The organism is Pantanalinema sp. (genome assembly GCA_036704125.1).
Classification (GTDB): Bacteria; Cyanobacteriota; Sericytochromatia; order S15B-MN24; family UBA4093; genus JAGIBK01.
This window is the reverse complement of sequence record DATNQI010000050.1, coordinates 1-22,834: the sequence shown is the minus strand read 5'-3', so window position 1 is coordinate 22,834 and position 22,834 is coordinate 1. Positions and strand designations below refer to the sequence as shown.

The following is a 22,834-nucleotide window of genomic DNA, read 5'->3' as shown; positions in this document are numbered from 1 at the left end:
CGGCCAGTGGCCGGGCGCTTTTTTCGTGAGTCGGGGTCAGCGGGCGATCGCTGCCGTGCTCGTCGCCTTGTCGAAGGCCTGCTGCAAGTCGGCGACCAGGTCCTCGGCATCCTCGATACCCACCGAGAGGCGCAAGAGACCGTCCACGACGCCGCGGGCCTCGCGGATCTCCTTGGGGATGGCCCCGTGGGTCATGGTGGGCGGGTGGGTGAGCAGGCTCTCGACCCCGCCCAGGCTCTCGGCCAGGCTGAACAGCTTGGTGCTCTTCGCGATGACGCGGGCCACGTCCAGGCCACCCTTCACCACGAACGAGACCATGCCGCCGAAGTCGCGCATCTGGCGCTTGGCGAGCGCGTGCTGCGGGTGGGAAGCAAGGCCGGGGTAGTAGACCGCCTCGACCAAGGGGTGCTGCTCGAGCCACGCGGCCACCACCTTGGCGTTGGCGCAGTGCTGGCGCATGCGGATGGCCAGGGTCTTGACGCCGCGCAGGGTGAGGAAGGCGTCGTGGGGGCCGGGGATGGCCCCGATCGAGTTCTGGACGAACTTCACCTGCTGGTAGAGGTCCTCGCGGTTGGTCATGAAGGCGCCGCCCACCACGTCCGAGTGGCCGCCCAGGTACTTGGTCGTCGAGTGCACGACGATGTCGGCGCCCAGGGCGAGCGGGTTCTGGAGGTAGGGGCTGGCGAAGGTGTTGTCGATGGCGAGCAAAACGCCCCGCTCTTTTGCCACCAAGGAGAGGCCCTCGATGTCGATCAGGCGCAGCAACGGGTTGGTCGGCGACTCCGACCAGATCAGCTTGGTGTTCGGCTGGATCGCGGCGCGAACCTTGTCCAGGTCCTGGGCGTCCACCCAGCTGAAGCTGATGCCGTAGCGGGTGAGCACCTTCTCGAACAGGCGATAGGTCCCGCCGTACACGTCGTCCGAGACGACCACGTGGTCGCCCGCCGACAGCAGCTTCAGGGTCGCGTCGGTGGCGGCCACCCCCGAGGAGAAGGCCAGGCCGAACTGGGCCCCCTCGAGCGAGGCGAGGCAGTCCTCGAGGGCCTTGCGGGTGGGGTTCGCGGTGCGGGAGTAGTCGAAGCCCTTGTGGACCCCGGCGTCCTCCTGGGTGTAGGTCGAGGTCTGGTAGATGGGCACGATGGTCGCGCCGGTGGTGGGGTCGGCCCCCTGGCCCACGTGGATGGCCTTGGTCTCGAACTTCATTAGACGGTCACTCCCACTTGCTGCGAGCTCGCGAAGAACTCGATGAGGTCGATCTTGGTCAGGACGCCGTGAGGCCGGCCGGCCTTGGCGACCACCACCGCTCCGTCACCGCGCAAGAGCGCCTCGTAGACCTTGCTGACACTCTCCGCCTCGTCCACCACGGCGTAGGGACGCCCCATCACCTCGGCGACGGTCTTGGTGGCGCCCGCGCCCTCGACGATGGCCTTGAGCAGGGTGCTCTCCTGGACCGAGCCGACGACCTCGTCGCCGTCCATCACGGGCAGCTGGGAGATGCCGTGCTCGCGCAGCTGCTCGACGGCGTTGGCGACGGGCTCGGCGGGCTTGACGGCGATGAGACTCGAGCGCGCGCCGCGCGCGGCCAGCAAGGATCCCACCATCACGCTGTGGCGCGGGCTCTCGATGAAGCCGTGCTGCTTCATCCACTCGTCGTTGAAGATCTTGGAGACGTAGCCGCGACCCGAATCGGGCAGGAGCACGACCACCACCGCGTCCGCGGGAAGATCGCGGGCCACCCGCAGCGCCGCGACGACCGCAGCCCCCGACGAGCCGCCGGCGAGGATCCCCTCCTCGCGGGCGAGGCGGCGGGTCATGGCGAAGGCCTCGGCGTCGCCGACGCGCTCGTAGCGATCGATCAGGCGCAGGTCCACGGTGTCGGGGATGTAGTTCATGCCGATGCCCTCGATCTGGTAGGGCTTGGGGGTGTCGCCCGAGTAGATCGAGCCCTCGGGGTCCACGCCCACGACGACGACGCGGCCGTTCTGCTCCTTGATGTACTTGGCGGCTCCCGAGATGGTGCCGCCGGTGCCCATCGCCGAGACGTAGTGGGTGATGGTGCCCGCGGTCTGTTCCCACAGCTCGGGGCCGGTGGTCAGGTAGTGGGCCTCGGGGTTCTTGGCGTTGTGGAACTGGTTGGGCTGGTAGGCGTCGGGGATCTCGCGGGTCAGGCGGTTGGCGACGCTGTAGTAGGAATCCGGATGGTCGTTGGCGACCGACGTCGGGGTGATGACGACCTCGGCGCCGTAGGCGCGAAGCACGTCGCGCTTCTCCTGGCTCATCTTGTCGGGCATGGTGAACACGCAGCGGTAGCCCTTGATGGCACACGCGATCGCAAGGCCGACCCCCGTGTTGCCGCTGGTCGGCTCGACGATGGTGCCGCCGGGCTTGAGCAGGCCCTTGGCCTCGGCATCCTCGATCATGTGGATCGCCGGGCGGTCCTTGACCGAGGCGCCGGGGTTGAAGAACTCGACCTTGGCGAGCACGGTGGCCTTGATGCCCTGGGTGACGCGGTTGAGCTTGACCAGGGGCGTGTGGCCGATCGTGTCGAGCAGGTTGTTGGCGTAGTGCATCGGATCCCTTTCGAAGGTGGTTAGAGAAACGCTTTACCAGTATAGCGGAAACTCATAGCGATTAAAGTTGCTTTAAGCTTGGTCAGCTTGACCGTTCCGGCTACAATAACTAAAGCAGCGCTCGCCGCCACGGGAGGTCCGCCATGCGATCAACCATGCGTGTCAACATCGCCGTCAAGCTGGCCGGGGTCTTCACCCTGGTCTGCCTGTCGCTGCTGGTGCTCGTCGCGCTGGTCGCCTCGGTCATGACCGCCAAGGGCCTCAAGTCCGAGGCCAGCAAGCGCCTCGACAACGACGTGGCCGTCACCCTTCACACCTTCGACTACTTCGCGCAGGACGCGCTCGCCTCGGCCCAGATGGTCGCGAGCAACCCCAAGGCCCTGCGCTTCGTGACCGCCGGAGGCGGCAGCGCCAGCACGGCGATGGACGACCTGGTCGATCTCTTGCCCAAGAACCGCATCGTGCGCGTCTTCGACGCGAACGGCCGCGCCATCAAGGAGCGAGGCGTCCCCAAGGAGGTCTCGGAGCTGGTCAGCGCGGGCGTCCAGCTCGCCCTGGCCAACGAGCCGGTCAAGGGCGTCGAGCCCATGGGCGAGCAGGGCCTCGCCATCCGCGGCATCGCCCCCATGAAGGTGGGCGATCGCGTCGTCGGGGCCGTCATGGTGGGCTCCTGGCTCGATCGCGCCTTCGTCGACCAGATCCAGGGGATCACGGGCCTCGAGGTCGGCATCGCGGGGGGCAACTCCCGCATCAGCCACTGGCTCGCCCAGACCATCCGCACCGACGGCAGCGCCCGGCTGAAGGGCGAGCTGCCGCTCAAGGTCGTCCACCAGGTCCGCGAGACCGGCAAGGTCTCCAAGCAGATCGTCCGGTTCGGCAAGGACGAGTACATGGGGGCCTTCGCCCCTTTGTTCGGCGACTACGGCGAGTTCGTCGGCCTCCTCTTCATCGGGGAGCCCCAGGCCCCCATGCAGGCGGCGTCGCGTCAGACCCAGTTCTCCATCTTCTGCCTGGCGCTGGCCGGCGCCATCCTCGCGTCGCTGGTCGCCACCGGCCTCTCGCGCACCATCACCAACCCCATCCGCGAGCTGGTGGCCCAGGCCACGGCGATCTCCCACGGGGATCTCACCAAGCGCGTCGAGATCGCCACCGGCGACGAGCTGGAGCAGCTCGCCCAGGCCTTCAACAAGATGGGCGAAGCCCTGGCCGTCATGCAGCAGAACGACCAGAACGCGAACCCGCTCACCAAGCTGCCCGGCAACGTCACCATCCAGACGGAGGTCCAGCGGCGCCTCGCCTCGGGCGAGCAGCTCGCGATCCTCTACACCGACCTGGACAACTTCAAGGCCTACAACGACAAGTTCGGCTTCGAGCAAGGCGACCAGGTCATCCGGCTGTGCGCCTCGGTGCTGCAGCAGGCGGTGCAGGTGGTCGACCACCCCGGCGACTTCATCGGCCACATCGGCGGCGACGACTTCATCGTCGTCTCGCAGCCGCACGTGGCCGAGCGCCTGGCCCGCGAGATCATCCGGATCTTCGACGCCGAGATCCCTGAGCTGTACCCGATCGAGGACCGCGAGCGCGGCTTCATCCTCTCGGTGGATCGTCGAGGCCAGAAGCAGCAGTTCCCCCTCTGCTCGCTCTCCATCGCCCTGGTCACCAACGAGGCCCGCGACATCAAGGACTTCCTCGAGCTCTCGAGCCTTGCGGCCGAGGTCAAGAAGTACGCCAAGAGCATCGAGGGCTCGAACGTCGCGCGCGATCGGCGCAACGACCGCACCGCCCCGCTGGACGGCGCGACCGTCTAGCCGCAGGCGAAGTCTTCCTGGTTCAGGTCTCGACGGGAAGGGTGAACCAGAAGACGCTGCCTCGCCCGAGCTGGCTTCGTACCCCGACGGTGCCGCCGTGGGCTTCGACCAGGGCCTTGCTGATGCTGAGCCCCAGACCGGTCCCGGTCTGGCGCCTTGCCCCCGCCTCCAGCTGGGCGAAGGGCTGAAACAGCCTAGGAACATCCTCGGGGGCGATCCCGATCCCGCTGTCCTCGACCTCGCACAGGACGTGGTCACCCTGCGCGCATGCCCGCACCAGGACCGTTCCCCCGGCCGGCGTGAAGTGGATCGCGTTAATGAGAAAATTCATGAGCACCCGCTCGATACGCGCGGGATCCATGGTCAACGTCAGGGTCGCCGGCGCGTCCACCACGATGCGCAGGTCGGCCTCCTCGGCTTGAGGGGACAGGCTGACCACGATCGCGTCGATCTTGGACCGCAGGTCGGAGGGCACCGCTTGCAGGTGGAAGGTCCCCGCCTCGAGCCGCGCGAAATCGAGCAGGTCGTTGACGAGGTGCTCCAGGCGACCGGCGCTGCGCTCAATCTCCTGGACGAACTCTCGCTGCCTCGGTGCGAGGGGGCCCGCGACCTCGTCCTCCAGGAACTCGGCGAACCCCCTGATGGTCGTCAGTGGCGTCCGGAGGTCGTGGGTGATCGCGTTGACGAAGCGGGTCTTGAGCCGTTCGAACTCCTTGGCCTGCTCCAGCTCGATGGTGCGCCGGAAGAGGGCCTCCTGGGCATGCTTCAGCTCGGTGATCTCGGTGATGAAGCCCTCGCGGAAGAGGAGGGTCTGGCCGTCGCCGTAGACCCCTCGCCCCTTGTCGAGCACCCAGCGCTCCTCGCCTCGCGCATCGCGGATCCGGTAGGTGACCTCGTACGCTTGGTTGGCCTGGACTGCCTGCTCGACCTGTCCGTAGACGCCATCGCGGTCGTCGGGGTGGATGAGGCTTCCGAACGAAACCTGGGCGCTTCCCAGGAGCTGAGCGCAGGTGAAGCAGGTCAGATCGCAACAGGCGCCGTTCAAGAAGCGCATGGTCCAGTCGGGATCGTGATCGCACCGGTAGACCATCCCCGAAAGGTTTTTCATGAGGCTCGAGAGGAAGCGCTGGCTCTCGTTGAGCTCGGCGAGCCGCTGCTGGAGGAGCGGATAGTAGTTCTTCCGGGTGGAGGCCTCCCCCAGGCCCATGATCTTGTCGCGCAGAGCGCGCGGGTCCTCACCCCCGTCAGAGTAGACGCTCATAGAGTTCCTCGACCTCGGCGAAGGTGGGCCAACGGGGGTTGGTGAAGAGGCACGCATCCGCCAGCGTGAGCCTGGTCAGGCTCGGAATGTCCGCCCTCGAGACTCCCATCTCGCCGAGCGTTCGCTTCACGCCCGTGCCGATGCGCAGGGCCTCGATCACGCCGAGGATGGCCCCCAGGGCGTCCGGCACGTCGGCTTGGCCGCCCACCATGGCGCGGGCGATCTCCTTGAAGCGCCCGGGGACCGCCTCGTAGTTGAAGGCGATGCCGGCCTCGAGCAGGGTCGCATTGCAGAGGCCATGGGGGGAGTCCAGCAGGCCACCGAGGCTGTGGGCCATGGCGTGGATGATGCCGAGGCTGGCATTCGAAAAGGCCAGGCCCGCGAAGAGGCTGCCGCGCATGACCTGCAGCCTAAGCGCGAGGTCGTCCGGGTGCTCCCAGGCAGGCAGCATGTGGTGCGTGATGAGGCGGATCGCCTCGAGGGAGAGCAGATCCGTGAGCGCGGAGCTGGCATTCGAGACGTAGGCCTCGATCCCATGGGTCAGCGCATCGAAGGCCGTGGCGGCGGTCAGCTCGGGGGACATGGTCACGAGCGTCTCAGGATCGATCAAGGAGACGTCGGGCACCAGCATCTTGCTGAGGATCGCGATCTTGGTGCGCCGGCGCGTGTCCGAGATGATGGCGAACTGGGAGACATCCGCCGAGGTGCCCCCCGTGGTCGGCACGCAGATCATGGGCGGGATCGCGACCTCGACCTTGTCGACCCCTTCGTAGTCGAGGATATGGCCGCCATTGAGCGAGACGATTCCGATCCCCTTGGCGCAATCCATCGGGCTGCCGCCCCCCACCGCCAGCAGGACGTCGCACCCCTCGGTGTGGTAGACGTTTGAGCCCGCCATCACCTCATGGTCGCGGGGGTTGGGGCTAACCTCGTGATAGACGGCGTAGGCGAGGCCTTCTTTCTCCAGGCTGCGGATGACCTCACCGGCCCAGCCCGCCGCGATAACGCCAGGATCGGTCACCACGAGGACCTTGGTCGCGGCGAAGTTGCGGGCATAGCGGCCCACAAGGCTGCGCGCCCCAGGCCCAACCACGAACTCCGGGGCGACGAACTTACGGAGCTCCTGCGTGAGGGGCGCGTCCATCGGTTCACCTCGCCTCGCTGCAAAGGTCGCAGCGGTCGAATCATAGCGTACCGCAGGGGGGGACTCAAGGCTCCGCCAGGCGCTTGATGACGAAGCCCTGCCCGGATCCTGCCCCCTCGAAGCAGGATGGTTCGAGGGGGCAGGGTCCGGCTTGGCGTCTCAGCAGGGCGCCGCCCCGCGGTGCTCGGCGCGGGTCGTGCCGTAATAGCAATGGGGCAGGCCCACGCGCTCGAACTCGCCCAGGTAGCGCGCGTGAACCTTCTCGGCGACCCGGCGCGAGGCGGCGTGATCCACGACCATCATCGAGACGATCCGATCGTAGCCGGTGCGCTCGAACCCCCAGCCGAGGCAGGCCGCGGCCGCCTCCGTCGCGTAGCCGCGGCCCTGGTGCGAAGGCAGGAAGTGGTAGCCGATCTCGAGCTCCTCATGGTCCTCGATCGTCTGGATCGTCAGGCCGCAGTCGCCCACGATCGCGCGAGAATCCCGATCCAGGACCGTCCAGAGCCCGAAGCCCAGGGTCCGGTAGCGCTCCTGGTTTCGGGCGATCAGACCCTCGAGCTGCTCGAGGGTGTAGGGGGCAGGAAAATAACGCATGGCCACCGGATCCCCGAAGACCCCGAAGAGGGCCTCGGCGTCCTCGAGGGTCATCTCGCGCAGGTGGAGGCGCGGCGTCTCGATCACGGGCTTGCGCGGCATGCACCCATCCTCCAAATCGAAACGCGGCGGGTGGACGATGTCCACCCGCCGCGACAGGTTGGTTACGCGCTTAAGCGCTGGTCGTGGCCTCGACCGGCTGCGGGGTGTAGTGGGCGAACATGTAGCCCGTGCCGCGCGCCGTGAGGATGAGCTCCGGCGAGCTGGGGTCGTCCTCAAGCTTGGAGCGCAGGCGCGAGATGTGGACGTCGACCACGCGGGTGTCCGAGTACTGGCTCAGGCGGTAGCCCCAGACCTGGTGCAGGATCTCCGAGCGGGAGTAGGCGCGGCCCGGGTTGGTGGCCAAGAGCTCGAGGAGGTTGAACTCCATCTCGGTCAGCTTGACCTTCTTGCCGTCCTTGAGGACCTGGCGCTTGCCGGTATCGATCAGCAGCTTGTCCACCTTGATGGTGGCCTGCTTGGCGACGTCGGTGTGGGTGCGGCGCAGGACCGCCTTGATGCGGGCCTCCAGCTCGCGCGGGGAGAAGGGCTTGACCACGTAGTCGTCGGCGCCGAGCTCGAGGGCGGCGATGCGATCGGTGATGTCGCCCTTGGCGGTGAGCATGATGATCGGCGTCATCATGTTCTTGCGGAGCTCGCGGCAAACCTCGAAGCCGTCGATCTTGGGCATCATGATGTCCAGGACGATCAGGTCCGGGTTGTGAGCCGCCGCCTTCTCGAGGGCCTCGACCCCGTCGGCCGCGGTGATCACCTCGTAGCCGGCCAACTTGAGCCGGGTCTCCACGATCTGGCGGATGCTCGCCTCATCATCGACAACGAGAATCTTTTCCTTATCCATTTCGAATCGTCACTCCTAACGCGCTAGTCGACGGGCGTTATCACAGGATTGCAAGAAGGAAGGCGCGAGGCATCAATGAAGCGTTGCTTATCTTCATTAAGAACCAGCATAGCACCTAAATGGTGACCCGTAAACCTAGCTCCATGACGCTGATATCGGTCGTTACGGCGAGATCGCGATACCCCCGGTAGCGCACGCCGATGCTGGTCATCGGGAACAGCGAGAGGTTGGCGCCCAGCATGTAGGTCGCAAGCGCGTGCTGGTAAGCAAGCGGGAATCCGACGCCGGCGCTGCCCTCGAAGGTCAGCGGCGAGAGGATCGGCGAGAGGCCGAGATCGACGCGGGCCGCCACGCCGTGGTCGTAGGTGGGCGAGAAGAGGCTCTGGCCCTGGTAGAAGACGCCGGGCTTGAGCGAGATCATCGGAAGGAACGAGAGCTCCTTGCGAAGGCCCACCTCGCCGAACATCTCGCTGCCCCCCATGCGGGTCAGGAGGTTGCCCGCGACGTCGAAGCCGAAGGCCTCCACGTTGCCGTCCAGCTCGAAGGTGGGCCCGGAAACGGCCGAACTGCTCATGTAGCCCACGTGGCCCCCGGCCGAGGCCCCGATGCCGATGAGAGGAATGGCCTGAGCCGGCGCGCAGAGCGCGGTGGCGACGACCGCCGATGCGGCGAGGACGGCACCGAGAAGATTAGGGCGCGTAGTCATGTGCAAACTCCCTTGCTGCAGATCGGGCGGCCCGCTCGAAGGCGACCGCCGGTGGATGATGCGGATCGAGCGGCTCGGTGCTCACCAGTCGCTTGGTCCAGAGGATCTTGCCAGTGTCCGCCGCGACGACCTTGACGGTCATCGAGACCCAGACGCGCCCCTGGCTCGCCTGGACCCGATACCCGCTGATCGTCCCGGTGAGAAAGGCCGGAACACCGAGCGTCGCCCCCTGGCCCTTGAGCCAGCTGGCGGCGAGCCTCGGCCCCGGCCGAGCGATCGGCGAGGCCGCGAGCACCCCGCTGAGGCTCTGGATCGCCTCCTGGCAGAAGGTCCGGGTGAACGAACCCGCCACGTCCTGGCCGGTGAGATCGACGAACTCGACGATCGCGAGCCGGGCGACCTGCTGCCGGGCCGCATCGGCCCCGGGGGCCGGCGCGCGACCGAACAGAGAGGCGCAGCCGCTGGCGAGGATCAAGAACGCTGCGATCGCTCCGAGCGAGGCGCTCCGGCGGGACACAGGGATGCGGCGGGCGAAAAATATCAAGTTTCCTAAACCTTACCACCCAAATGATACGAAGATTTGCTCACGATGTCTAGCTTGCCCGAGAAATCCCCGGGAACGGCCTCAAGCACGCCGGATCACCTCGATCGGATCGAGCTTGATGGCGCGGCGCGCGGGCAAGAGGCACGCAAGCAGAGCCACCGCGATGGCGGCGGCGGCCGTGAGGGCGAAATCCATCGGGTCCATGCGCACGGGCAAGCGATCGATGTAGTAGACGTCCGAGGGCAGCGCCACAGGGAAGGTGCCGAGCGCAAGCGACAGGCCGACGCCCGCCAAGAGCCCGAGCCCCACGCCCAGGATCCCCACGATCCCCCCCTCGAGGACGACCATGCGGCCCATGGTGGCGCCGGGCGAGCCGATGGCCCTGAGGATCGCGATCTCGCGGCTCTGCTCGAGCACCCACATGGCCAGCGTGTTGGCGATGCCCATGGTGGCGACGATGATGATGAACATGGTGACCAGGAAGATCACCCGCTTCTCGAGGGCGAGGGCCCCCAGGAGGCTGCTGTTGTTGACCGTCCAGGACCTGACGCTGTAGGGGACCAGACGCTGAAGCTCGGAGGCCACCCCCGGGGCAGAGAAGACGTCGTCGAGGCGGATCGAGAGCCCGGTCACGCTGTCGCCCAGGCCGAAGACCCGCTGCGCGACCGCAAGATCCAGGTAGGCCACGTGGGCGTCGTACTCGTAGAGGCCCGCCTGGTAAAGCCCCGTCACGACAACCGCCTGCTTGGAGGCCAGGCCGCTGACCAGCAGCATGCGATCGCCGGGGCGTGCGCCCAGCTTCTTGGCGAGCTCGCTGCCCAGCATGATGCCGGGCAGATCCCCTCGCGGCGCCAGGTCCCCCTCGAGGACGTACTTGGTCCAGTCGGGGTTGTCCTTCTCCTGGGCGGGGTCGATGCCCCGGACCAGCACCCCCGACGAGAAGCCGGATCGGGTCAAGAGCGCCTGGCCGTTGACGAAGGGGAGGACGCTCTTGACGTGGGGCACCGGGCGGATCTTCGCCTGGAGGCGCGGGTAGTCCTTGACCATGCCCGTGAGCGCATCGGTGACCGCCACGTGGGGCGTGGTGCCGAGGATGCGATCCACCAGGTCGGCCTCGAACCCGTTGGTCAGGGACAGGGCGGTGGTGAGGATGGCGACGCCCACCGCCACGCTCAACACGAGCATGACCGTCTGGCGCCAGCGGGCCTGGAGGTGGCGGGCTGCGATGAAGAAAAGGAACCTCATGACGCCCATGATAGCACGCGAGGGGCCGTCCAATGGACGGCCCCTCGCGTCGGGTGGGGTTAGAAGCGCTCGAGGGCGACCGCGGTGTTCTTGTCGGTCTGGTGGACCGAGTCGATGAAGCGGATCGTGCCGGTCGAGGCGCCCATGACCAGCGAGTAGGTGCGGTGGCCGGCGCCGTAGTAGCGCACGCCGTGCAGGATGTCGCCCTCGGTAATGCCGGTGGCGGCGAAGATGATCTGCTTGCCGGGGGCCAGGTCGTCGGTGAAGTACACCTTGTCCAGATCGATGCCCATGGCGCGGCAGCGCTCGGCCTCCTGCTCGTTGCGGGGCTTGATCCGGGCCTGGATCTCGCCGCCCAGGCACTTCATGGCCGCCGCCGCGAGCACGCCCTCGGGCGCGCCGCCGATGCCCATGACCGCGTGGACCGCGGTGCCGCGGACCGCCGCCGAGATCGCCGCGCAGACGTCGCCGTCGCTGATCAGGCGGATGCGGGCGCCCGCGGCGCGGACCTCGTCGATCAGGCCCTGGTGGCGATCGCGCTCCAGGATGACGATGGTCAGGTCGCTGATCTCGCGCTTGAGGGCCATGGCGAGGATGGCGAGGTTGGTCTTGACCGGGGCGGTGATGTCGACCTTGCCGGCGGCGGCAGGACCCACGATCAGCTTCTCCATGTAGGTGTCGGGGGCGTAGAACAGGCCGTTCTTCTCGGAGACCGCCATGACCGCGATGGAGTTGGGGAGGCCCTTGGCGACCAGGTTGGTGCCCTCGAGCGGATCGACCGCGATGTCGATCTCGCAGGCACCTTCGCGCCAGGAGCCGACCTTCTCGCCGATGTAGAGCATGGGGGCCTCGTCGCGCTCGCCCTCGCCGATGACGATGGTGCCGCAAAGGTCCATGCGGTTGAGGGTCTCGCGCATGGCCTCGGTGGCGGCCTGATCGGCGGCGTGGTTGTCCCCCTGGCCCATCAGGCGGCCGGAGGCCAAGGCCGCGGCCTCGACGACCTGGACGATGTCGTTGGCGATGCGGGTCTCGAGGTTGTCCGCACCGAGCGCGGTGACGGGGTTAGCCGATAGCGTCATTGCAATCTCCTCTGAAAAAACAGGTCCACCGCCCCCGCATGGAGGGCGATGGGTGGCAATTCTAGTCTAACATAACGAGCATGGGGCGCCCTAGATCTTGACCTGCCCCGAGAGCACCAGGCCCCGGACCGGGTCGAGGGTGATGACCATCCCGTCGTGGATCTTGCCCAGGTCCTCGGTCCCAAGGATGACCGGCTTGCCGAGCTCCAGCGAGACGATGGCCGCATGGCTGGTCAGCCCGCCGGCGTGCACCACCGTGCCGTTAGCGCGCTCCATTGCAGGCGTCCACTCGGCGTCGGTCTGGTGGGTGACCAGGATGTCGCCGGGCTCCAGCTTGCTCATGGCCTCGCGGGGGGTGCTGGCCACCCGGGCGATGCCGCTGATCGGGCGCTGGCCGAGCCCCATGCCGCGGGTGATGATGCTGGTGATGACCTCGACCTTGATCGAGTTGGTGGTGCCGGCCTCGCCCATGGGCACGCCCGCGACCATGATCGCGAGGTCCCCCGGCGCGAGGATGGCCATCCCCTTGGCGCAGTCGACCGCCTCGGTGAAGAGCGACTCGATGTTGTCGTTCTCGGCGATGTGCATGGGCACCACGCCCCACACCAGGGCCATCTGACGGCAGACTTCCTCGTTGCAGGAGGCCGCGATGATCGGGCAGTTCGGGCGGTACTTGGAGACGTGGCGAGCGCTCGAGCCCGAGTAGGTCGCCGTGATGATGGCCGAGGCGTTGAGCTCGGGCACCATGCGGGTCGCGGCGTGCGCGATCGCATCCTGCACCGGGCGCGCGTAGTCCTCTTCCAGCTCGGGACGCTCGGTGGGGCGCACGTTGCGCTCGACCTGAAGGGCGATGCGCGCCATGGTCTCGACCGCCTCGAGGGGGTACGAGCCCGCCGCCGTCTCGTTGGAGAGCATGACCGCGTCGGTGCCGTCGAGGATCGCGTTGGCGACGTCCGAGGCCTCGGCGCGGGTGGGGCGCGGGTTGTGGATCATCGAGTCGAGCATCTGGGTGGCCGTGATGACGGGCTTGCCCTCCAGGTTGCACATCCGGATGATCTGCTTCTGGACAAGGGGCACGTCCTCGACGGGGATCTCGACGCCCAGGTCCCCGCGCGCGACCATGACCCCGTCGGCGACCGCGACGATCTCGGCGAGGGCCTGGACGGCCTCGCGGCGCTCGATCTTGGCGATGACCGGGGTCCGGACCCCGTTCTTGGCCAGGCAGTCCTTGACCTCGAGCACGTCGGAGGCCTGCTGGACGAAGGAGGCCGCGACCAGGTCAACGCCGTGCTGGGCGCCGAAGGCCAGATCCCGGCGATCCTTGTCGGTGAGCACCGAGATCTTGAGGGGGCTGCCGGGGAAGTTGACGCCCTTGCGCGGCTTGAGGGGCCCGCCCACCATCACGCGGGTGACGAGCATCTCGGGCTTGACCTCGACCACCTGCAGCTCGAGCAGGCCGTCATCCAAGAGGATGCGCTTGCCCGGCTCGATGTCCTCGGTGAGGCGCTCGTACGAGACCGAGGCCATCTGCTCGTTGCCCTCGAGCGGCTGGGTGGTCAGGATGAAGGTCTGGCCGGGGATGAGGGTCACCTGGCCGCCCTTGATCTCGCCGACGCGGATCTTGGGGCCCTGGATGTCCTGCAACAGGGCGATGTGGCGCCCCATCTCCTTGGCGATGCGGCGGACCCGCTCGATGTTCGCCAGGTGGGTCTCGTGGGTGCCGTGCGAGAAGTTGAGGCGGAACACGTCCACCCCGGCCTCGATCAGGCGGCGGACCACCTCGTCGTTGCTCGAGGCGGGGCCGAGGGTGGCGACGATCTTGGTACTCTTTCGTGCTTCCATTTGCTTCCTATCGCGAAGGTCGCGCGCGCGATGCGGCGAGCCGTTCGTGGTTTGCGCGCGCGGCACGGGGTGCCGCGCGCGGGTCTTGCGTCCGCCTAGCCCAGGTTGTAGAAGGCTTCGCGGCCGGGATAGACGGCCCCTTCACCGAGCTCTTCCTCGATGCGCAGGAGCTGGTTGTACTTGGCGATGCGGTCCGAGCGCGAGGCCGAGCCGGTCTTGATCTGGCCGGCGTTGGTCGCGACCGCGAGGTCGGCGAGGGTGGTGTCCTCGGTCTCGCCCGAGCGGTGGCTGATGACGACGCCGTAGCCGGCGCGCTTGGCCATCTCGATGGTGGTGAGGGTCTCGGTCAGGGTGCCGATCTGGTTGACCTTGACGAGGATGGCGTTGGCGATGCCCTCGGCGATGCCGCGCGCCAGGCGATCGGGGTTGGTGACGAACAGGTCGTCGCCGACCAGCTGGACGCGCTCGCCCACGCGCTCGGTGAGAAGGCGCCAGCCCTCCCAGTCGTCCTCGGCCATGCCGTCCTCGATCGAGATGATCGGGTAGCGATCGCACAGGCTCGCCAGGTAGTCGACCATCTGCTCGCGGCTGCGGTTGACGCCCTCGCCCTCGAAGCGGTAGACGCCGTCCTTGAAGAACTCGGTCGAGGCCACGTCGAGGGCCAGCAGCACGTCGCCGCCGGCCGAGTAGCCCGCCTGGCCGATGGCCTCGACGATGAGGTCGAGCGCCTCCTCGGCGGTCTTGATCGCCGGCGCGAAGCCGCCCTCGTCGCCGACTGCGGTGTTGAGGCCGCGGCGGCGCAGGACCTTCTTAAGCTGGTGGAAGATCTCGGTGCCGCAGCGCAGGGCCTCGGCGAACGAGGCGGCGCCCACCGGCATGATCATGAACTCCTGGATGTCGATGGGGTTGTCGGCGTGGGCTCCGCCGTTGAGGATGTTCATCATCGGCACGGGCAGGGTGCGCGAGCCCATCCCGCCCATGTAGCGGTAGAGGGGCATGCCGGTCGCGTTGGCGGCGGCCTTGGCGATGGCCATGCTGACGCCGAGGATGGCGTTGGCGCCGAGCTTGGCCTTGTTGCGGGTGCCGTCGAGCTGGATCATGGCCTCGTCGATCTCGATCTGGTCCATGGCGTCCATGCCGGCGAGCTCGTTGGCGATCACCTCGTTGACGTTGTCCACCGCGCGCAGCACGCCCTTGCCGTCGTAACGGGTGGGCTCGTTGTCGTCTCTGAGCTCGACGGCCTCGTGGGCGCCGGTCGAGGCGCCGGAGGGCACGGCCGCGCGGCCCGAGGCCCCACCGGTCAGCACCACGTCGACTTCGACGGTGGGGTTGCCCCGCGAATCCAGGATCTCGCGCGCGTAGATGTCTTCGATCAAGGTGCTGGTCATGGTGTGTGTCGTGTCCTCTTTCGTGCGGGTGCGGTGGCGGAAGGGGCGGATCAGTCGATCGCGGCGACGTCGCCCTCGATGCGGTAGAGGTCCGAGGCGCTCTTGGCGGCGACGGGGGTGCTCGGGACCAGGAGGATCTCGAGCTTGAGGGTCTTGCCCCCGAACTGGATCGAGAGGCGATCGCCGGGCTTCACCTCGGCCGCCGCCTTGGCTGGACGGCCGTTGATGGCCACCCGGCCCTGGTCGCAGACCTCGTTGGCCACGGTGCGCCGCTTGATGACCCGCGAGAGCTTGAGCCACTTGTCGAGCCGCATCTTAACCTCGTCTTCGCTCTGACCTATTACACCGATAAGACTCCCATTTTGCCGGGAAGGCCCCAAAGATGCAAGCAGGGCTCATGAAAGCCGGCGCGGGGATCGTCCGGCCGTTGACGCTCGGAGATGCCGCCCTTAGAGTGTTGCCACACTGAAGCAGGGCGACCCATCGGCGCCAGCGACGCCCTTGGGCCACGCGCGTGAAAGCGAGGCGGGCAATGGCGCTGAAGGCGATGCGCGAGCTTCCGGATTACGTGTTGGCCCCGGGGTCGCCGGACCTCGTGGGGTGGGCGGTCCACGACCGCGAGGATCGGCCGTGCGGCATCGTGGTGGACGTGGTGGTGGACACCGACACGAACGCGATCTGCCTGGCCGGCATCCGGCTCGGCGACGGCCGCCACGTCCTGGTCGAGGTCGCGGCGCTGGACCTGGACGAGGACCTCGGCGTCGCCAGGGTCTTCAAGCTGTCGCGCGAGGAGCTGCATGCGCGGCCCTCCTACGTGCCGCCTACGCTCGGCGCGGACGTCGAGCGCCGCTACGAGGCACTCTTCAGGCACCAGGAGCCGGTGGGGGCCTGGGAGCCCTCGCCGCTCGACGTGCCCTTCCCCGGGTTGAGCTCGCGCAGCGATCGCATGCGGCATCCCCCCTTCGGCCGCAAGGCCAGGGCGCATGCCGTGCAGGAGGTCCACCTGCCTCATGAGCGTGAGACCGTCGGCGCCGAGATGCCGATCAAGACGGGAATCTTCGCGGCCAGCATGCCCTGGGACATCGTCGACGCTGGGCACGAGACGACTCCCGAGATCCCGGGGCCCGACGCCGATAACGAGGTCCTCTGGCAGGCCGAGCAGCCGGGCCTGCCCTCGGCCATGGGTAGCCGCCGGCCGAAGCACGAGGAAGAGTAGGCGCGTGCGTGGACTAGCGGGTGACGCTGATCAGCACCCGCTCGGGGTCCTCGGGGGAAAGGACCTGCCGTGCGGCCCCGAGGCCCGCCGCCCACCCCGTGGACCAGGCGGCCTGGAGGTTGTAGCCCCCGATGTAGCCGTCAACGTCCAGGACCTCGCCGGCCCAGTACAGGCCCTTCACCAGCTTGGACTCCATGGTCTTGCCGTCGACCTGCTTGAGCTCGACCCCGCCGGCGGTGACCTCGGCCACCTCCTTGGACAGCGGGCAGATCACGGGGAAGGCCCAGCGCTGGAAGGTGTCGAGGATCCGGTTGCGCTCCTGGCGCGTCACTTCCGAGACGCGCCTGGCCGCATCCACCCCCGCCGCGGCGAGGAAGAAGGGAATGAGGCGCTCGGGCAGGCGCTCCTTCATGGCCTCGCCAACCGTCGCCCTCGGGGCCGCCTCCCAGTCGCGGCGCAGGCCCGCGTCGAGCTGCTCGCGGCTCAGCGCCGGCTTCAGGTTGAGGTGGATCTCGACCTTCTTGCCCTGCTTCTGGGCCTGCACCGCGTGGCGGCTCAGGTACAGGATGATGGGCCCGGTCAGGCCGAAGTGAGCAAAGCGCATCTCGCCCTGGCGATCGAGCGTAGGCTTGCCGTCCGCGACGACCGTCGCCTTGACGTTGCGCAGCTCGAGGTCCGCGAGCTCCTTGACGCCCGCGACCTTGAGGGGCACGAGCGCGGGGAAGGGATCGACCACCTGGTGGCCGACCGCGCGCGCCATGGCGTAGCCGTCGCCGGTCGAGCCGGTGCCCGGGAAGGACTGGCCCCCCACCGTGACGATCACAGCGCTCGCCGGGACGACCTCGCCCGATTGCAGTTCGATCCCCGTCACCCGGCCGTCCTCGACCCTGATCTCCTTGGCGGGGGCCTCGAGCCTCAGGGTGACGCCTAAGCGGACCATCTCGCGCTGGAGGGCCTCCACCACGTCGGTGGATTTGTCCGACTCGGGGAAGATGCGGCCGCCGCGATCGCGCTTGGTCTTGACCCCCAGGTCCTCGAAGAAGCGCACCGCGTCCTGGGTGTCGAAGCGCGAGAGCAGGCTCCACAGGAAGCGGCCGCCCCCCGGGTAATGCTGGACCAGCTCCTTGACGCTGGGCTCGGCGTTGGTGATGTTGCAGCGCCCCTTGCCCGAGATGACGATCTTGTAGCCGACGCGCTTGGTCTTCTCGAGCAAGGTGACCGAGGCGCCGGCGCGCGCGGCGGCGATCGCCGCCATCATGCCGGCGCCGCCGGCTCCCACCACGACGATCGGATCGGAAGTGGCCATGGCTTACTCGCTCAGGATCTTGGGGACGCGGAACATGCCTTGCTCGGCGGCTGGGGCGTTCTGGAGGACCTCGGCCTGGGTCAGGCTGGGCCTGAGGGCGTCGTCGCGGGTCACGTTGCGCAGCGCAATGGGGTGCGCCGTGGGGGCGACGCCGGTGGTGTCCAGCTCCTTGAGCTGCTCGACGTAGCCCAGGATGGCGCCCAGCTGCTCGGTCAGCGTCGCCTCCTCGGCGGGATCCAGCGCGAGGCGCGCGAGCTTGGCCACGTGATGGACGGTTTCCTGGGTGATCATGGGGACCTCCTGGGTCAAAGGCCGGCCACGGCCTTGGTGGCGAGTTGCCAGAGGGCGTCGGGCGCAACGAAGGGAAGGACGAGGGCGAGAACGGCCGCGGCCGCGACCGCGATCGCGCCGCTCGAGACCTCGAAGGGGGGCAGCGTCGGATCATAGCTCGCAAGCGAGAGGCGCGGGGCGCGCATGTAATAATACGCCGAGAGGGCCATCTGGAGGGCCGCGAAGACCACCCACCAGACCAGCCCGTAGGCCTGCGAGGCGATCGCGTAGCCGATCACGGCCTTGAAGACGAGGATCTTGCCCCAGAAGCCGGCGAAGGGCGGCAGGCCCGAGAGACCCAGCAGCGAGGCGGCGAGCGCCCCCACGAGCCAGGGGTGGCGGCGCGCCAGGCCCCGATAGGCACCGAGTTCGGTCTGGCCCGTTCCCTCGGCGATCGAGGCGATCGCAGCGCAGGCCCCCAGGGTCGAGGCGACGTAGGCGCCGAGCGCGACGAGCAGGGCCGCCCTGGCCTCCACTGCGGCGTCGGGGTGGGCGCAGGCGACCAGCGCCAGGGCGAGGAAACCCGCCTGGGCGATCGCGGCCGCGGCCACCATGCGCGTCAGGCGGGACTGCGCGATCGCAAGCAGGCTCCCCAGCACCATGGAGGCCACGCCCATCAGCAGCAGGGCAGGCGCCCACAAGTCGCGCGCCATCATCAGGGCGCCGGGCAGCAGGCGAGCCAGGAAGGCGAAGGCCGCGACCACCGGAGCCGTGAGGACGAAGGCCAGGGCCACCGGGGCGCCCCCCTCGGCCACGTCCATCGCCCAGGCCTGGAAGGGCACGAGCAGGGCCTTGCAGCTCGCGCCGCCGAGCACCAGGACCACCGCGAGCAGCATCGGGGCATGGGTCGTGGTTCCGAGATCGAACAGCTTGCTCCCCGTCTCGGCCAGGGCGGTGGTCCCGGTCAAGCCGAAGAGCCACGAGGCGCCGAACAGCAGCAGGATCGTCGCCACCGCGCTCGGCAGGTAGGACTTGAAGGCGGCCTCGGCGCGCAGCCGGCTTTGGGGGGCGCCCTCGGCAGCGCGATCCCAGCCGATCAGCAGCGAGGCGCCGATGGCCATGGCCTCCAGGGCGAGGGCGACCACGGCCCAGTCCGCCGCCGCCGGCAGGAGCATGGCCCCCGAAGTGGCGAGCAGCAGCCAGGTGTAGAAGCGAGCGCGCGCGGGGTGGGCCCGGAGGTGATCCCCCGCGAGGGCCGAGACCGCGGCACCCGAGACCAGGATCAGCAGCCGCGAGAAACCCGCGAAGGCATCCAGCGAAACCATGGTGCCGAGGCTGCTCGCCCCGCCCGGCTCGACGAGCAGGGTCCCGAGCTGGACGCCCGCGGCGGCGACCAGGCCATAGCTCACGACCAGGCCCACCCGGGTCCTGGCAGCAGGCAAGCGCCAGGCGACAAGGGCGCCCAGCAGCAGGACCAGCACCAGGGCATCGGGCAACAGCAAGCGAAGATCGATCACTTTCACCCCCTACAGACCGACGAGCGGCGCGAAGCCCGCAGCGAAGCCCGCCAGGATCCCCGCGGTCGCAAGCGGCCAGAGGATCACCACCAGGACGGCTCCTGCGACGAGCCACTTCCTTCGATCCGAAGCGAGCCGAGGCCAGGCGTCGGCCGCGAGGATCCAGGCGGGAAGGCCGATGCCGGTGATGGCGAGCAGCAAGAGCGCCGCGTGGATGGTGACGACCTGGAACGCGCCCAGAGCAGACACCGTCGCGCCGGCGCTCGCCACCGCGACGCAGGCGACTCTTCGGCGATACGACGGGGCCAGCGCCCCCCAGAGGCCGTAGACCACCGAAACCAGCCCCAGGAACACGAGCGCCGGCGCGAGGTCCTGGGCGGGTCCCGGCATGACGGCCAGGCCGTAGCGGATCAGGCCGAAGACGCCGAGCGGAGCGACGGCGCCCGCGAGCAAAGCGGCCACCGGCGCGGGCAGCTCCTCGAGCGCGTCGAGCAGCCAGGGATGCCAGGGCGCGAGGGGCATCTGCACCGCGAACCCGGCGGCCAGCACTCCGAAGATGAGGCGTTGCATCTCCAGTGGCGCCACCGCCGCAGGGTGGTTCTGATGCAGCAGCACCACGTCGGCGTTCGTCCCGTTCAGCAAGTACAGCACGAGCAGCGAAGCGAGAACCAGGGCGGACGAGACCCCCGTGAACAGGCGAAACTTGCTCGCGGTCCCGCCCGCCACATGACGCGCCAGGATCATCGTCACGGCGCCGAGGGCCACCTGCCAGCCGGCGAGAAACAAGAAGAGATCCCGCGAGGCGAAGGCCAGGCCGGCCCCGGCCTGGACCAGCAGAAGCGCGACGAGCGTCAGCCGGTCGTTCACCTTGGCGCGCCAGGCCGCAACCGAGGCGGCGAAGCCAAGGAGGAAGGTCAGCACCACGAAGTGAAGTCCGAGGCCATCGAGGCCGAGGCGATAGGCGATCCCGATCGAGGGAAACCAATCGAGCAGAACATGGGACTGCCAGCCCCCGCGCGGATCGAACGGCAGGGCCACGGCGAGCGCGAGCAGCAGGGCGAGGGCCGTCACCCCCACGGCGAGCCAATCGCGGCGCACGGAGGAAAGCATGGCGATCGCCCCGGCCCCGATGAGGGGCAACAGCAGCACGACGGGCAACAGTGAAGGCATGAGTCGGAACCGCTTTCTAGCCCCGGTGGCCCAGCAAGGCCCCCAGGGACCGGAAGAGAGCCACGATCGAGTCGGGGACCCGCAGGATGTACCAGATCCCGAAGCCCACGACGCAGGCAAGCGAGAGCAGCAGGCCGGTCTGAACCTTGCCGCGATCGCAAAGCCTGATCGCCTCTGCGAGGCCGACGATCGCCAGGGCGAGGGCCGCGTAGGCGCCGCCGAGCCAGTCGCGATCGACCCGCTCGAAGGCCAAGGTAAACTTTTGATTCAAGGGCTGGGCCATGGCTACCCCCTCACCTCATCGAACGCCTCGAGGTCCATGGTGTCGCACCGGACGAAGAGCCTGCGCAAGAGCCCCATGCCGACCAGGGCCTGTGCCGCGCCGACGGCCATGGCCGCGATGGTGAAGCCGACGCCCCCCGTGGCATGGGGATGAAGGTAGTGGCCAAAGGCCGCCAGATTTAGCAAGACGGCGTTCAGCGCCACCTGCAGCGACAGCCCGATACGGATCCCGTCGCGCTGCGTCATCGCCCCGAAGAGACCGAGCGCGAGCAGGGCCGCCGCCGAAGCCAGGGCGTGCGCCAGGGAGAAGGAGACGGGCATGGCGAAGAGCGCGCTTCCCCACGCCGAGGCCCCCAGCACGCGCAGGATCAAGATGAAGCAGAGGACCATGACCAGCGCGGCCCAGTAGCGCCGCCGGTCATGAGCCTTCTCGCTCGCACGGGCCTGACTTCGCCAGTAGGCCACGTGGAAGACGAGCGCAACCGAGGAGCCGTAAGCCAAGAGCTGTGCGGCCGCGAGGCCCGGGGCCTGGAACGACCAGAACAGCGCGGCGTTCGCCGCCACCATTCCCATGAGCGCAGCGGCGGCGATGACCGTGCCCGGCGCGAAGGTGACGCCGAGCGCCCCGGTGACGGACGCCAGGGCGAACAGGAACATGGCGGCGCTCGGCAAGGGGCGCTCTTAGACGCTCAGCGGCTCGGCCCGCAGCGTGGCCAGCTCCGCCTCGAAGCTCGCCAGGTAGACCTTCTTCTCAGCGTCGCTCAGGAACGAGGCGCGGATGCCGTTGAGGACGATCTGCTCGATCTGGTCGCGCGACAGGCCGAACTCGGTGATGGCCACGTCGTACTCGCGGACCAGGTCGGTCTCGAACATGGGAGGATCGTCCGAGTTGAGGGTCACCATGCAGCCCGCCTCGACCAGCTTGCGCAGGGGATGCGCCGCGTAGTCGGGGTAGATACCGATGCAGGTGTTGCTCGTGGGGCAGACCTCGAGGGGGATCTGGTGGTCGCGCAGGTGGGCGATGAGGGCGGGATCCTCGATGGAGCGCACGCCGTGACCGATGCGCTGGGCCTTGAGGACGTTGAGGGCGCTCCAGACGCTCTTGGGGCCATCGGCCTCGCCGGCGTGGGCCACCACGGGCATCCCCGCCTCGCGACCGAGGCGGAAGGCCTCCTCGAACCACTCGGCCGGGAACTCGGCCTCGGCCCCGCCGATCCCGATCCCCAGGACGCCGCGATCCTTGATGCGGACCATCTCCTTGGCGATCCGCACGCCGAACTCGGCCCCCATCTCGCGCGAGATGTCGGCGATGAGCTCCATGCGCACGCCCAGATCGCGAGCGGCCTCCTTGCGTGCCTGGGTGATGGCGTCCACAATCGCCCCGAGGTCCGCATCCTGCTTGATGAAGTGGCCGGGCGCGAAGAAGGTCTCGCAGTACTTGACGTTCAGGCTCGCCTGATAGGCGAGGAACTCCTTGGTGACCAGGTAGAAGTCTTCGGGCGTCCGGAGGCACCTGCAGATGGTGGTGTAGACGTCGATGAAGTGGAGGAAGTCGCGGAAGCGGTAGAAGTCCCGGACCCCTTCGAGGTCGTGAGCGGGCAGGGCGATCCGGTGGCGCTCGGCGAGCGTGAGGAGGGTCTCGGGGCGGATGGCGCCCTCGAGGTGGACGTGAAGTTCGGCCTTGGGGAGGCGCCGGGCGTAGTCGGACATGGGTTCTTCCTTTCCTTCACCGAGCCTCGCCTGTGTGGAGCCCGGTTAACAGACGATAATAGCGTGATTGGTCGTCAAAAGGAAGTCGCCGCCCCAAAAACGCGCAAAGCGAGAGGGGAGCCTTGCGGCTCCCCTCTGCGGCTGGATTTCGAGAATCCGGCGTCTAGGCCATGATGCTGGCGACGACGCCAGCGCCGACGGTGCGGCCGCCCTCGCGGATCGCGAAGCGCATGCCTTCCTCGATCGCGATGGGGGTGATCAGCTCGATCTCCATCTGGATGTTG

Annotated in this window: 23 protein-coding genes; 2 read left to right on the top strand and 21 right to left on the bottom strand. The window is 68.2% G+C overall.

Features of this window, described 5'->3' with window-relative positions:
* Positions 1-36: 36 nt before the first annotated feature.
* Together V6D00_07510 and V6D00_07505 are read right to left on the bottom strand one after the other, a co-directional pair.
* The gene (locus tag V6D00_07510) at positions 37-1,203 is read right to left on the bottom strand and encodes a cystathionine gamma-synthase (protein ID HEY9899012.1); all 1,167 of its coding nucleotides are present in this window, start codon (positions 1,201-1,203) and stop codon (positions 37-39) included.
* Positions 1,203-2,570: a cystathionine beta-synthase gene (locus tag V6D00_07505; protein HEY9899011.1), complete on the bottom strand. Its 1,368-nt coding sequence runs from the start codon at positions 2,568-2,570 to the stop codon at positions 1,203-1,205. Before V6D00_07505 ends, V6D00_07510 begins: the two co-directional genes overlap by 1 nt.
* A gap of 155 nt (positions 2,571-2,725) precedes the next feature.
* On the opposite strand from V6D00_07505, the gene V6D00_07500 reads away from it, so the two are divergent.
* Positions 2,726-4,378: a HAMP domain-containing protein gene (locus tag V6D00_07500; protein HEY9899010.1), complete on the top strand. Its 1,653-nt coding sequence runs from the start codon at positions 2,726-2,728 to the stop codon at positions 4,376-4,378.
* Positions 4,379-4,400: 22 nt separating this feature from the next.
* Here the strand turns inward: V6D00_07500 and V6D00_07495 are convergent, their stop codons facing one another.
* The 11 genes from V6D00_07495 to V6D00_07445 all read right to left on the bottom strand — a co-directional run bounded on the left by V6D00_07495 (position 4,401) and on the right by V6D00_07445 (position 15,393).
* Entirely contained in the window at positions 4,401-5,639 is a 1,239-nt protein-coding gene (locus tag V6D00_07495) for a PAS domain-containing sensor histidine kinase (protein HEY9899009.1), read from the bottom strand.
* Positions 5,623-6,783: an alcohol dehydrogenase-like regulatory protein ErcA gene (gene ercA, locus V6D00_07490; protein ID HEY9899008.1), complete on the bottom strand. Its 1,161-nt coding sequence runs from the start codon at positions 6,781-6,783 to the stop codon at positions 5,623-5,625. The genes V6D00_07495 and ercA overlap by 17 nt, the downstream gene beginning before the upstream one ends.
* Positions 6,784-6,942: 159 nt before the next feature.
* Complete coding sequence (locus V6D00_07485; protein HEY9899007.1) at positions 6,943-7,479, bottom strand: GNAT family N-acetyltransferase; 537 nt, start codon at positions 7,477-7,479, stop codon at positions 6,943-6,945.
* A 70-nt stretch (positions 7,480-7,549) separates the two neighbouring features.
* The gene (locus V6D00_07480) at positions 7,550-8,275 is read right to left on the bottom strand and encodes a response regulator (protein ID HEY9899006.1); all 726 of its coding nucleotides are present in this window, start codon (positions 8,273-8,275) and stop codon (positions 7,550-7,552) included.
* 115 nt (positions 8,276-8,390) lie between these two features.
* Positions 8,391-8,981: a hypothetical protein gene (locus V6D00_07475; GenBank protein ID HEY9899005.1), complete on the bottom strand. Its 591-nt coding sequence runs from the start codon at positions 8,979-8,981 to the stop codon at positions 8,391-8,393.
* Positions 8,965-9,498, bottom strand: a complete 534-nt coding sequence (locus tag V6D00_07470; protein HEY9899004.1) for a hypothetical protein — start codon at positions 9,496-9,498, stop codon at positions 8,965-8,967. Before V6D00_07470 ends, V6D00_07475 begins: the two co-directional genes overlap by 17 nt.
* A gap of 108 nt (positions 9,499-9,606) precedes the next feature.
* The gene (locus tag V6D00_07465; protein HEY9899003.1) at positions 9,607-10,770 is read right to left on the bottom strand and encodes an ABC transporter permease; all 1,164 of its coding nucleotides are present in this window, start codon (positions 10,768-10,770) and stop codon (positions 9,607-9,609) included.
* A 59-nt stretch (positions 10,771-10,829) separates the two neighbouring features.
* Positions 10,830-11,849 (bottom strand): class II fructose-bisphosphatase, encoded by a 1,020-nt coding sequence (gene glpX / locus V6D00_07460; protein HEY9899002.1) that lies wholly within the window; start codon positions 11,847-11,849, stop codon positions 10,830-10,832.
* Positions 11,850-11,939: 90 nt separating this feature from the next.
* Positions 11,940-13,691 (bottom strand): pyruvate kinase, encoded by a 1,752-nt coding sequence (gene pyk, locus V6D00_07455; GenBank protein HEY9899001.1) that lies wholly within the window; start codon positions 13,689-13,691, stop codon positions 11,940-11,942.
* Between the two features lie 95 nt (positions 13,692-13,786).
* Complete coding sequence (gene eno, locus V6D00_07450) at positions 13,787-15,079, bottom strand: phosphopyruvate hydratase (protein HEY9899000.1); 1,293 nt, start codon at positions 15,077-15,079, stop codon at positions 13,787-13,789.
* A 50-nt stretch (positions 15,080-15,129) separates the two neighbouring features.
* Complete coding sequence (locus tag V6D00_07445) at positions 15,130-15,393, bottom strand: RNA-binding S4 domain-containing protein (GenBank protein HEY9898999.1); 264 nt, start codon at positions 15,391-15,393, stop codon at positions 15,130-15,132.
* A 218-nt stretch (positions 15,394-15,611) separates the two neighbouring features.
* Between V6D00_07445 and V6D00_07440 the strand changes: the two genes are divergently transcribed.
* Positions 15,612-16,295: a hypothetical protein gene (locus tag V6D00_07440; protein HEY9898998.1), complete on the top strand. Its 684-nt coding sequence runs from the start codon at positions 15,612-15,614 to the stop codon at positions 16,293-16,295.
* Positions 16,296-16,308: 13 nt separating this feature from the next.
* On the opposite strand, the gene V6D00_07435 is transcribed toward V6D00_07440, so the two are convergent.
* The 8 genes from V6D00_07435 to V6D00_07400 form a co-directional block, all read right to left on the bottom strand.
* On the bottom strand, positions 16,309-17,601 hold the full coding sequence (locus V6D00_07435) for an NAD(P)/FAD-dependent oxidoreductase (GenBank protein HEY9898997.1): 1,293 nt from the start codon (positions 17,599-17,601) through the stop codon (positions 16,309-16,311).
* Between the two features lie 3 nt (positions 17,602-17,604).
* Positions 17,605-17,892: an Asp-tRNA(Asn)/Glu-tRNA(Gln) amidotransferase subunit GatC gene (gene gatC, locus V6D00_07430; protein ID HEY9898996.1), complete on the bottom strand. Its 288-nt coding sequence runs from the start codon at positions 17,890-17,892 to the stop codon at positions 17,605-17,607.
* A gap of 14 nt (positions 17,893-17,906) precedes the next feature.
* Complete coding sequence (locus tag V6D00_07425; protein ID HEY9898995.1) at positions 17,907-19,388, bottom strand: proton-conducting transporter membrane subunit; 1,482 nt, start codon at positions 19,386-19,388, stop codon at positions 17,907-17,909.
* 9 nt (positions 19,389-19,397) lie between these two features.
* Positions 19,398-20,558 carry a proton-conducting transporter membrane subunit gene (locus tag V6D00_07420; GenBank protein HEY9898994.1) on the bottom strand — a complete coding sequence of 387 codons (1,161 nt, stop codon included), beginning with the start codon at positions 20,556-20,558 and terminating at the stop codon, positions 19,398-19,400.
* Between the two features lie 16 nt (positions 20,559-20,574).
* On the bottom strand, positions 20,575-20,841 hold the full coding sequence (locus V6D00_07415; GenBank protein HEY9898993.1) for a hypothetical protein: 267 nt from the start codon (positions 20,839-20,841) through the stop codon (positions 20,575-20,577).
* Positions 20,842-20,843: 2 nt separating this feature from the next.
* Positions 20,844-21,512 carry an NADH-quinone oxidoreductase subunit K gene (locus tag V6D00_07410; GenBank protein HEY9898992.1) on the bottom strand — a complete coding sequence of 223 codons (669 nt, stop codon included), beginning with the start codon at positions 21,510-21,512 and terminating at the stop codon, positions 20,844-20,846.
* A 9-nt stretch (positions 21,513-21,521) separates the two neighbouring features.
* Positions 21,522-22,550 carry an adenosine deaminase gene (gene add / locus V6D00_07405; GenBank protein HEY9898991.1) on the bottom strand — a complete coding sequence of 343 codons (1,029 nt, stop codon included), beginning with the start codon at positions 22,548-22,550 and terminating at the stop codon, positions 21,522-21,524.
* Between the two features lie 163 nt (positions 22,551-22,713).
* The coding region (locus V6D00_07400; GenBank protein ID HEY9898990.1) for a hypothetical protein at positions 22,714-22,834 on the bottom strand (121 nt) is incomplete at its 5' end.

Coding starts and splice junctions, on each gene's coding strand:
- V6D00_07465 (HEY9899003.1), bottom strand. CDS start 10,770: ATGAGGTTCCTTTTCTTCATCGCAGCCCGCCACCTCCAGGCCCGCTGG.
- pyk (HEY9899001.1), bottom strand. CDS start 13,691: ATGGAAGCACGAAAGAGTACCAAGATCGTCGCCACCCTCGGCCCCGCC.
- V6D00_07510 (HEY9899012.1), bottom strand. CDS start 1,203: ATGAAGTTCGAGACCAAGGCCATCCACGTGGGCCAGGGGGCCGACCCC.
- ercA (HEY9899008.1), bottom strand. CDS start 6,783: ATGGACGCGCCCCTCACGCAGGAGCTCCGTAAGTTCGTCGCCCCGGAG.
- V6D00_07480 (HEY9899006.1), bottom strand. CDS start 8,275: ATGGATAAGGAAAAGATTCTCGTTGTCGATGATGAGGCGAGCATCCGC.
- V6D00_07445 (HEY9898999.1), bottom strand. CDS start 15,393: ATGCGGCTCGACAAGTGGCTCAAGCTCTCGCGGGTCATCAAGCGGCGC.
- V6D00_07435 (HEY9898997.1), bottom strand. CDS start 17,601: ATGGCCACTTCCGATCCGATCGTCGTGGTGGGAGCCGGCGGCGCCGGC.
- V6D00_07505 (HEY9899011.1), bottom strand. CDS start 2,570: ATGCACTACGCCAACAACCTGCTCGACACGATCGGCCACACGCCCCTG.
- V6D00_07495 (HEY9899009.1), bottom strand. CDS start 5,639: ATGAGCGTCTACTCTGACGGGGGTGAGGACCCGCGCGCTCTGCGCGAC.
- V6D00_07440 (HEY9898998.1), top strand. CDS start 15,612: ATGGCGCTGAAGGCGATGCGCGAGCTTCCGGATTACGTGTTGGCCCCG.
- add (HEY9898991.1), bottom strand. CDS start 22,550: ATGTCCGACTACGCCCGGCGCCTCCCCAAGGCCGAACTTCACGTCCAC.
- V6D00_07500 (HEY9899010.1), top strand. CDS start 2,726: ATGCGTGTCAACATCGCCGTCAAGCTGGCCGGGGTCTTCACCCTGGTC.
- V6D00_07420 (HEY9898994.1), bottom strand. CDS start 20,558: ATGCCTTCACTGTTGCCCGTCGTGCTGCTGTTGCCCCTCATCGGGGCC.
- eno (HEY9899000.1), bottom strand. CDS start 15,079: ATGACCAGCACCTTGATCGAAGACATCTACGCGCGCGAGATCCTGGAT.
- gatC (HEY9898996.1), bottom strand. CDS start 17,892: ATGATCACCCAGGAAACCGTCCATCACGTGGCCAAGCTCGCGCGCCTC.
- V6D00_07415 (HEY9898993.1), bottom strand. CDS start 20,841: ATGGCCCAGCCCTTGAATCAAAAGTTTACCTTGGCCTTCGAGCGGGTC.
- V6D00_07475 (HEY9899005.1), bottom strand. CDS start 8,981: ATGACTACGCGCCCTAATCTTCTCGGTGCCGTCCTCGCCGCATCGGCG.
- V6D00_07485 (HEY9899007.1), bottom strand. CDS start 7,479: ATGCCGCGCAAGCCCGTGATCGAGACGCCGCGCCTCCACCTGCGCGAG.
- glpX (HEY9899002.1), bottom strand. CDS start 11,849: ATGACGCTATCGGCTAACCCCGTCACCGCGCTCGGTGCGGACAACCTC.